Source organism: Bacillus cereus group sp. BfR-BA-01355 (genome assembly GCF_022663675.1).
Lineage (GTDB): Bacteria > Bacillota > Bacilli > Bacillales > Bacillaceae_G > Bacillus_A > Bacillus_A thuringiensis_S.
Map to the genome: position 1 here is coordinate 75,053 of NZ_JAKUFY010000009.1, position 9,392 is coordinate 84,444.

A 9,392-nucleotide genomic window follows, 5' to 3' on the forward strand; every position below is an offset into this window, starting at 1 on the left:
TTTATGGCCAGAGGGGTTTTTTATATGATTTCGGCCATCTCCTCTCTCCTGCATAAAGGAGGAGTAGTTTTTGAAAACAAAAACAGATTTTTTGAAGATGAAAGAGCAAGGTGAGCCGATTACAATGCTAACGGCGTATGATTATCCATCTGCTAAATTAGCAGAAGAAGCTGAAGTTGATATGATTTTAGTTGGAGATTCTCTTGGAATGGTTGTACTCGGATACGATTCAACAGTACCTGTAACAGTAGAGGATATGATTCATCATACGAAAGCTGTACGCCGCGGAGCGAAAGAGACGTTTATTGTAACTGATATGCCATTTATGTCGTATCACGTATCATTACAAGAAACGATGATGAATGCACGCCGCATCGTTCAAGAGAGCGGGGCGCACGCACTGAAGGTAGAAGGTGCTGGAGAAGTTATATCAACGATTCAATATTTGACGAACGCAGGAATTCCTGTTGTAGCGCATTTAGGTTTAACACCTCAATCTGTAGGAGTGTTGGGTGGATATAAAGTGCAAGGAAAAGATGCGGAGAGTGCAAAAAAATTAATAGAAGATGCAAAGAAATGTGAAGAAGCTGGTGCAATAGCGCTTGTGTTAGAATGTGTACCAATGCAGTTAGCAGAACTTATTTCAGAACAACTAACAATACCAACAATCGGGATTGGTGCAGGACAAAAAGTAGATGGGCAAGTGCTTGTTTATCATGATCTTATCTCATATGGCGTAAATCGTGTTCCAAAATTTGTGAAGCAATATACGTCTGTTCAAGAGGAGATTGTGCGCGGGATTTCACAATACGTTACTGAAGTAAAGACAAGGCAATTTCCTGAAGAAAAACATTCGTTCACAATGAAAGAAGAAGACCGCTTAGCATTATACGGGGGAAAACAATAATGAAAATCGTAACTACAGTGCAAGAGATGCAGCAAATTACAAACGAACTGCATGCAAGTGGAAAAAGTATTGGTTTTGTTCCAACGATGGGTTATTTACATGAAGGGCATGCTACCTTATTACGTAAGGCAAGAGAAGAAAATGAAATTGTAGTTTTAAGTGTATTTGTAAACCCGCTGCAATTTGGCCCAAATGAAGATTTAGATCGATATCCTCGTGATATTGATAGAGATGAAAATGTAGCAAAAGAAAACGGTGTAGATTATTTATTTTATCCGAGTGTAGAAGAAATGTATCCATCAGAACAAACAACAACAGTAGAAGTTGTGAAACGCACGGACGTATTATGCGGTAAACAAAGACCTGGTCATTTTGCTGGTGTTGCAACTGTACTAATGAAACTATTTAATATTACGCTGCCAACGCTTGCATATTTCGGTATGAAAGATGCTCAACAAGTTGCAGTAATTGAAGGGTTTGTAACTGATTTCAATATTCCAGTTACAATCGTACCAGTTGATATTGTAAGGGAAGAAGATGGATTAGCGAAAAGTTCTCGTAACGTGTACCTATCACAAGATGAACGTGAAGAGGCTCTTCATTTATACCGCAGTCTATGTATAGCGAAAGAAAGAATTGAGGCAGGTGAACGTAATCCGGAAATCATTACAAATCTTGTGAAAGAGTATATTGAGACGCATACGAAAGGCACTGTAGATTATGCGGATTTATATGCATATCCGTCATTAACAATGGTAGAGAAAGTCGAAGGACGAATCATTTTAGCTATTGCAGTTAAATTTGAAAATGTAAGATTAATTGACAATATAACATTAACGGTTAAATAAGGGGGAGCATCTATGTTTCGCACAATGATGAGAGCAAAGTTACATCGTGCAACTGTAACGGAGGCAAATTTAAATTATGTAGGTAGTATTACAATTGATGAAGATTTAATGGATGCAGTAAATATTGTAGAAAATGAAAAAGTCCAAATTGTAAATAATAATAATGGTGCTCGCTTAGAGACATACGTTATTAAAGGGGAACGCGGTAGTGGTGTTGTTTGTTTAAACGGTGCTGCGGCAAGGCTTGTACAACCAGGGGACAAAGTAATTATTATTTGTTATGGGCTAGTTACGGAAGAAGAGGTTCATAAACAAGAACCAAAAATTGCAGTACTAGACGACAATAATCAAATTATTGAAATGTTAGGTGCTGAAAAAGCGGGTACGATATTATAAGTAGAAAAGCTATCTCCATTGCGGAGATAGCTTTTTTGTGCATCTTTTCATTAAGATGAGATAAAACGTGGTATAGTAACATTATATAAATTATTGTTGTTTGAACGGTAAGAAATTGAGGTGTTACATATATGAGTAAGCGTTATGTCGTTGTTGATTTAGAGACGACAGGGAACTCCTGGAAAGATGGGAAGGATAAAATTACCCAAATTGCAGCTGTTGTAGTAGAAGATGGAGAGATATTGGAGATTTTTTCGTCTTTTGTTAACCCAAAGAGAGAGATCCCACCATTTATTACAGAATTAACAGGGATTGATGAAAGTCTTGTAAAACAAGCCCCGTTATTTCAAGATGTAGCCCCGATGATTGTTGAGCTATTACAAGGTGCGGCTTTCGTTGCGCATAATGTTCACTTTGATTGGAATTTTTTAAATGAAGAATTAAGGCAGGCTGGATATACAGAAATACATTGTCCTAAAATCGACACGGTTGAATTGGCTCAAATTCTTTTACCGACAGCTGATAGTTATAAATTACGTGATTTAGCTAAGAAGCACGAACTAGAACATGATCAACCACATCGTGCGGATAGTGATGCTCTTGCAACAGCGGAATTATTTTTACAATTTTTAAATGAAATTGAAAAGTTACCACTTGTCACGTTGCAATCGCTTTATGAATTAAGCGACGTGTTTCAAAGTGATATAGCTGATGTGCTTTCTGAAAATATTTTAAAGAAAGTAATGCATGGTAAAGAAGATATAGCGGAGTATGAAATACATCGAAATATTGCGCTGAAAAAGCGGAACTATTCCTTAAACCTTGGAGAAACGTGTTCATCAAAGTTTGATGCTTTCTTGAATAAAACGATGGATAAATTGGAATCACATATGCCAAAGTTTGAAAGAAGAGAAAGTCAACAACTGATGATGAAAGAGATATATACGGCGTTAAGAGATTCTCGTTTTTCACTAATTGAAGCCGGTACAGGAACAGGAAAGACTCTTGCGTATTTGCTTCCTAGTCTTTATTTTGCAAAGAGAAAAGAAGAACCTGTCATTATAAGTACACAAACGGTACAACTCCAACAACAAATATTAGAAAAAGAAATTCCGTTATTACAAAAAATAATGCCATTTTCATTTGATGCAGCTCTTCTAAAAGGAAGAAAGCATTATCTTTGCTTACACAAATTTGAGTATGCTTTACAAGAGGAAGAAAAAAATTATGATATGGCACTTACGAAAGCGAAGATTTTAGTTTGGCTATTGCAAACTGAAACGGGTGATCGAGACGAATTAAATATTCCTGAGGGCGGAAAGTTACTTTGGAATCGTATTTGTAGTGATGCGTATAGTCCAGGCGGTATGCAAAGTAATTGGTTTAGTCGTTGTTTTTACCAGCGAGCGAAGAATAAAGCTTTATTTGCAGATATCGTTATTACAAATCATGCGTTATTATTTCAAGATTTTTCAAGTGAAGAACCGCTGTTTGCTTCATGCGAACATATTATTTTTGATGAAGCTCACCATATTGAAGAAGCTGCGAGTAGAACATTGGGTGAACAGTTCTCTTGTATGTATTTTCAATTGGTTATATCTCGTCTTGGGACGCTAGAAACAGAAGATGTACTCTCCAAAGTATATAAAATGATGAAAAAATCAGAGCAAGCATCTCGTTCAACTTTCCGTATGATAAGTTATAGTTTGAAGGAACTTAAGTTTGATGCGGATGAACTCTTCCAAATGTTACGTACTTTTATATTTAAACAAACAAAGCAAGAACAAGGAACAAATAATATGCCGCTCATCTATAGGTATAACGCAGAACTAGAAAAAGGTAAGTTGTGGGATAGTATCGTCGAATTAACAAATCGTTTTATATATGAATTAAGAAGGGTAGTAACTGCTCTTGAGAAGCAAGTGGATATATTGCAAAGTAAGTTAGAATGGGAGATGCATGTTGTAACAGGTGAATTTATGCATTTAATTGAGTTGCTGAGAAAGATGGCAGAATCATTACAGTTACTCGTATTAGAAAAGAATTCGTATGTAACTTGGATGGAGACTGAAACGAAAGGGACGATTCATTCAACAGTTCTATATGCACAGCCTGTTCATATTGGTGAAAGATTTGCTGATAAATTTTTAACAGAAAAAAAGAGTGTTATTTTTACATCCGCAACACTAACAGTTAACGATACGTTTGATTATATAAAAGAGGAACTTGGTTTACATGATTTCGCTCCAAATACTTTAAAGGTTCCGTCGCCATTTCGTTATGATGAACAAATGAAATTAATGGTTTCAACGGATGTACCTTTTATTAAGCAAGTAAGTAATGAGCGATATATTGAATCTGTATCGGAACATATTGCAAAGATAGCGAAAGCCACAAAAGGCAGAATGCTTGTTTTATTCACTTCGTATGAAATGTTAAAAGAAGCGTATGCGAATTTAAAAAATAATGATGAATTAGAGGGTTATTTATTACTCACACAAAGTGTGAATAATAGAAGTCGAAGCCGCTTAATTCGAAAGTTTCAAGAGTTCGACAAATCAATTTTATTAGGGACGAGTAGTTTCTGGGAAGGGATAGATATTCCAGGAGATGCCTTAAGTTGTCTTGTTATTGTCCGTCTACCATTTACGCCTCCTCATCAACCTATGATGGAAGCGAAAGGTGAGTGGCTAAAAAATCAAGGTGAGGATGTATTCGCTAAATTAGCGTTGCCACAAGCGATATTACGTTTCAAACAAGGATTCGGCCGCTTAATTCGAACGAATACAGATACAGGAACGGTAGTAGTGTTAGATCGTCGTTTGACGAGTTCTTCCTATGGAAAACGATTTCTACAATCGATCCCTAACGTACCTCTTTATGAAGGGCCATTAGAAGAATTATTAGTACAATTAGAAGAACCATTAAATGAATAAAAATGGAAGAAAAATACGCCTGAAGTACTTATAAACTTCAGGCGTAAAAAATGTGGGTAGGAGGAATTTTATTTTTCTTACTTCTTGTATACAAAATGTGTTGGTTTTCGACTTGAAACCTTTTTTTGCTGTACATGTCCTGCTATAATAGATGGGTGATGAAGCAGGGGTTGTAAAGAATGTACTCTTATTGTAACCGCATTGCGTTCTTCTATAATTAGAAATTTTTGTGTAACGGAGGAGTTTTTTCATGGAGAAGAAAATCGAAGTACTATCAACGACGCGTATTAAATATTCGTCTGATTTGTATAAAATTGTTGATAGTTTGAATCGTACGTTAAAAGAGCAGGACCTCATGTTCGGACTAGCATTAGACGAAAAAGATAAAGAAACAGCTGTATTTACGATTTACAGAACGTAGCGATACAATGAAAAAGTGGATTTTTGCAATCATTATTGTTATCGTTGCTAGCGGAATATATGGGGCGTATGTTTATAATAAAGCGATGGGAAAGAAAATTCCAAAAGAGTCGAAATTTGTAGAAATTGCTAAAGAAAAAGCAAAGCTTACAAAGGTGAAATCTGTTGATTATTACAACGGAAAATCTGCATATATAGTCGTGCAAGGTACAGATGAAAAGGGAGAACAACTTATCGTTTGGGTGCCTGAGAAAAAAGGGGATACTGTAGTAAGGAAAAAGAGCGAAGGTATTTCTGAAAAAGAGGCTATACAAAGAACAATAGAGCAAGTCGGCAATGAAAGTAAGGAATCAAAAAGTAAGCCGAAAGAGATTATGAAAGTGAAATTAGGCTTTGAAAATGATGTACCACTATGGGAAGTTACATATATTGATGATGACAATCGTTATAGTTATTACTATCTTGAATTTAAAGATGGAAAATTTTTAAGACGATATAGCATTGAAAAATAGATGTAGGGGGAACTACAAATGAAATTAGCAAAGCGAGTAGCTGCTTTAACACCGTCTTCAACTTTAGAAATTACAGCAAAGGCACAAGCATTAAAAGCAGAGGGTCATGATGTAATTGCATTAGGGGCAGGGGAACCTGACTTTAATACACCAGAGCATATTATGGATGCTGCACATAAAGCGATGTTAGAAGGGCATACGAAGTATACACCAACAGGTGGATTACAATCGTTAAAACAAGAAATTGTGAAGAAATTTACTCGCGATCAAGGTATTGCGTATGATCCATCTGAAATTATTGTATGTAATGGCGCAAAGCATGCATTATATACATTATTCCAAGTATTACTTGATGAGGGAGATGAAGTTATCATCCCAACTCCTTACTGGGTAAGCTATCCAGAGCAAGTAAAGCTTGCTGGCGGTAAGCCGGTTTATGTAGAAGGTTTAGAAGACAATGAGTACAAAATTACAGCAAAGCAGCTGCGTGAGGCAATTACAGAGAAAACGAAAGCAGTTATTATTAATTCACCGAGCAATCCAACAGGAATGATTTATAGCAAAGAAGAATTACAACAGCTTGGAGAAGTATGTTTAGAACATGATATTTTAATCGTTTCTGATGAAATTTATGAAAAATTAATTTATGGTGGCGTAGAATATATTTCAATTGCCCAGCTTTCTAATGAATTAAAAGAACAAACACTTATTATTAATGGTGTATCTAAATCTCATTCTATGACAGGATGGCGTATTGGATATGCTGCAGGAAATAAGCAGCTTATTAAAGCGATGACGAACTTAGCGAGTCATAGTACGTCAAACCCTACTTCAATCGCTCAATACGGCGCAATTGCGGCATATGCAGGCTCACAAGAACCTGTGGAAACAATGCGTCAAGCCTTTGAAGAGAGATTAAACATCATTTATGATAAATTAATTCAAATCCCTGGCTTTACTTGTATTAAACCGCAAGGTGCATTTTACTTATTCCCTAACGTAAAAGAAGCTGTAGCTTTATCAGGATATGCAACAGTTGATGATTGGGCAAAAGCTCTATTAGAAGAGGAAAAAGTGGCTCTTGTACCAGGTACAGGATTTGGTGCTCCAAATAATGTTCGTTTATCATATGCGACATCTCTTGAACAAGTAGAGAAAGCATTGGAACGCATCCATACATTTATGAAAAGTAAAGTGCAAGCTTAATTGTATATTTCATTTATGTAATATACAAAACCTCCCTATTAATGGGGAGGTTTTTTTGACGAATTGTGGCAAAAAGAAATAGTTAAAGGTGTGTTATACTAGAGAGCGAGGTGTTTGGTGATGAAAAAGAAAATGATGTTACAGTGGTTTGAGCAGGGAAGCATTGCAATTCCAAAATTGCTTATGATGCATTATAAAAAATTAGGTTTAAATGAGACGGAATTTATGGTTGTACTTCATATACATACATTTTTAGAATCAGGTAATTCGTTTCCGACTCCTTCAGAGATTTCTGAACGGATGACGATAACAGAAATGAAATGTATGGAAATAATTCAAGCGTTGATTCAAAAAGGTTTTTTATCACTAGAAGGTGGACAAAGATCAGAAGCGATGATGTGCGAAAGTTATTCTTTACAACCGTTATGGGAAAAAATATTACATTTCTTAATGGATGAATCAATAGAGGAAGAGCAAAAAGAAAAAAAACAGCTGCAAGTAAATTTATATACAGTATTCGAAAAAGAATTTGGAAGACCACTTTCGCCGTTCGAATGTGAAACGTTAGGAATGTGGGAGGACCAAGATCAACATCATCCAAATTTAATTCAAGCGGCTCTTAGAGAAGCTGTAATGAGTGGAAAACTAAATTTCCGATATATTGATCGTATTTTATTTGAGTGGAAAAAGAATGGAATTAAAACGGTAGATCAGGCTCAAAATCAAGGTCAAAAATTTAGAGCGAATCAACAAAGAGCACAACAAATGACAAAACAAGAGACGAAATTTACTGGAAAAGTGCCTTTTTATAATTGGTTGGAGCAGTAATATAGGAGGGGAAATATGCTTAACAAAACGCAAATCCGTTATTGTTTAGACACAATGGCGGATATGTATCCAGAAGCACATTGTGAATTGGTTCATGACAATCCATTTGAACTTGTAATCGCGGTGGCGTTATCTGCACAATGTACAGATGTACTTGTAAATAAAGTGACAAGAAATTTATTTCAAAAATATAAAACACCAGAAGATTATTTAAGTGTTTCTCTAGAAGAATTACAACAAGATATACGCTCTATCGGATTGTATAGAAATAAAGCAAAAAACATTCAAAAATTATGCCGAATGTTATTAGATGACTATAATGGGGAGGTACCGAGCGATCGAGATGAACTTACGAAATTACCAGGTGTAGGAAGGAAAACAGCGAATGTTGTAGTTTCCGTAGCGTTTGGGATTCCGGCAATTGCTGTTGATACACATGTGGAGCGAGTGAGTAAACGATTAGCGATTTGTAGATGGAAAGACTCTGTGTTAGAAGTAGAAAAAACGTTAATGAAGAAAGTACCGATGGATGAGTGGGGGGTTACGCATCATCGTATGATTTTCTTTGGACGTTATCACTGTAAAGCACAACGACCGCAATGTGAGGAGTGCAGGCTGTTAGAAGTATGTCGTGAAGGAAAGAAGCGAATGAAGGTGAAATAAAGGATGGAGCGAGTTATAGAAATACCGAAAGAATTTCATTGCTTACCATTTTTTAAAGAAAGCGTAAATTCAATTGAGTATCATACAGACGAGTCTTTTGAAGAAATAATACAAAATACTTACTTTATATTTGATATTGAAAGACAGTATGAGCCATGGAAGGAAATTGAAAACAGTATTCCAGCAGTGTTGAATGTATGGAAAAATAAGCATGAAGACATTGCTATACTGTTTCGAAATAGAGATAAGCAAGAGGCTGAGGGGCCAATGATTCTTTTTGCAGCTCACTTGTTATCGGTTGTCTATTGGTTAAATGAGCAACCTGTTCATAGTTTGAATGAAATGCAAATAAATACGAATAAATTAAAAGTGCAACCTGTTAATTTTATGGAAAGGTATTCATTCATTATAAAGAAACCGAGTAATTATCATTCTTATATTCAATTAGCGCAGTTATATATCGAAATAGAAAAGCTGTTTGTAAAGAAAATGATAACAAAAAAGAAGTCTGATTCTCGTTAAGAGAAACGGACTTCTTTTTTGTTTATTAGGACTCTGTTGTAACAACAGCACCGTCTGCCTGAGGTGTATCTCCTCCGGTATTTTGGTGTTGCTGTTCTTGTTGTTTCTTAGCTTCGTCTTCAGCTTTTTTCTTGGCCTCTTCTTCAGCTTTCTT

Annotated in this window: 10 protein-coding genes; all 10 read left to right on the forward strand. The window is 35.8% G+C overall.

Features of this window, described 5'->3' with window-relative positions:
* Nucleotides 1–70 precede the first annotated feature (70 nt).
* The 10 genes from panB to MR167_RS05220 all read left to right on the forward strand — a co-directional run bounded on the left by panB (nucleotide 71) and on the right by MR167_RS05220 (nucleotide 9,238).
* Nucleotides 71–907 carry a 3-methyl-2-oxobutanoate hydroxymethyltransferase gene (panB, locus tag MR167_RS05175; protein WP_000851105.1) on the forward strand — a complete coding sequence of 279 codons (837 nt, stop codon included), beginning with the start codon at nucleotides 71–73 and terminating at the stop codon, nucleotides 905–907.
* A complete protein-coding gene (panC, locus tag MR167_RS05180) occupies nucleotides 907–1,755 on the forward strand; it encodes a pantoate--beta-alanine ligase (protein ID WP_242314113.1) in 849 nt (282 codons plus the stop codon). The genes panB and panC overlap by 1 nt, the downstream gene beginning before the upstream one ends.
* 12 nt (nucleotides 1,756–1,767) lie before the next feature.
* The gene (panD, locus tag MR167_RS05185; RefSeq protein ID WP_000490186.1) at nucleotides 1,768–2,151 is read left to right on the forward strand and encodes an aspartate 1-decarboxylase; all 384 of its coding nucleotides are present in this window, start codon (nucleotides 1,768–1,770) and stop codon (nucleotides 2,149–2,151) included.
* Between the two features lie 131 nt (nucleotides 2,152–2,282).
* Nucleotides 2,283–5,087: an ATP-dependent DNA helicase DinG gene (gene dinG / locus MR167_RS05190; RefSeq protein WP_000044952.1), complete on the forward strand. Its 2,805-nt coding sequence runs from the start codon at nucleotides 2,283–2,285 to the stop codon at nucleotides 5,085–5,087.
* Between the two features lie 250 nt (nucleotides 5,088–5,337).
* Nucleotides 5,338–5,508: a YpmA family protein gene (locus MR167_RS05195; RefSeq protein WP_000412179.1), complete on the forward strand. Its 171-nt coding sequence runs from the start codon at nucleotides 5,338–5,340 to the stop codon at nucleotides 5,506–5,508.
* Nucleotides 5,509–5,515: 7 nt separating this feature from the next.
* Nucleotides 5,516–6,019: a cell wall elongation regulator TseB-like domain-containing protein gene (locus MR167_RS05200; RefSeq protein ID WP_000758739.1), complete on the forward strand. Its 504-nt coding sequence runs from the start codon at nucleotides 5,516–5,518 to the stop codon at nucleotides 6,017–6,019.
* Nucleotides 6,020–6,037: 18 nt separating this feature from the next.
* Nucleotides 6,038–7,225 carry an aspartate transaminase AspB gene (gene aspB / locus MR167_RS05205; protein ID WP_000761559.1) on the forward strand — a complete coding sequence of 396 codons (1,188 nt, stop codon included), beginning with the start codon at nucleotides 6,038–6,040 and terminating at the stop codon, nucleotides 7,223–7,225.
* A gap of 120 nt (nucleotides 7,226–7,345) precedes the next feature.
* Entirely contained in the window at nucleotides 7,346–8,053 is a 708-nt protein-coding gene (dnaD, locus tag MR167_RS05210; RefSeq protein ID WP_000728537.1) for a DNA replication protein DnaD, read from the forward strand.
* A gap of 15 nt (nucleotides 8,054–8,068) precedes the next feature.
* On the forward strand, nucleotides 8,069–8,716 hold the full coding sequence (gene nth / locus MR167_RS05215) for an endonuclease III (RefSeq protein ID WP_000933035.1): 648 nt from the start codon (nucleotides 8,069–8,071) through the stop codon (nucleotides 8,714–8,716).
* Between the two features lie 3 nt (nucleotides 8,717–8,719).
* Nucleotides 8,720–9,238, forward strand: a complete 519-nt coding sequence (locus tag MR167_RS05220) for a YpoC family protein (protein WP_242314115.1) — start codon at nucleotides 8,720–8,722, stop codon at nucleotides 9,236–9,238.
* The last annotated feature ends 154 nt before the right edge of the window (nucleotides 9,239–9,392 follow it).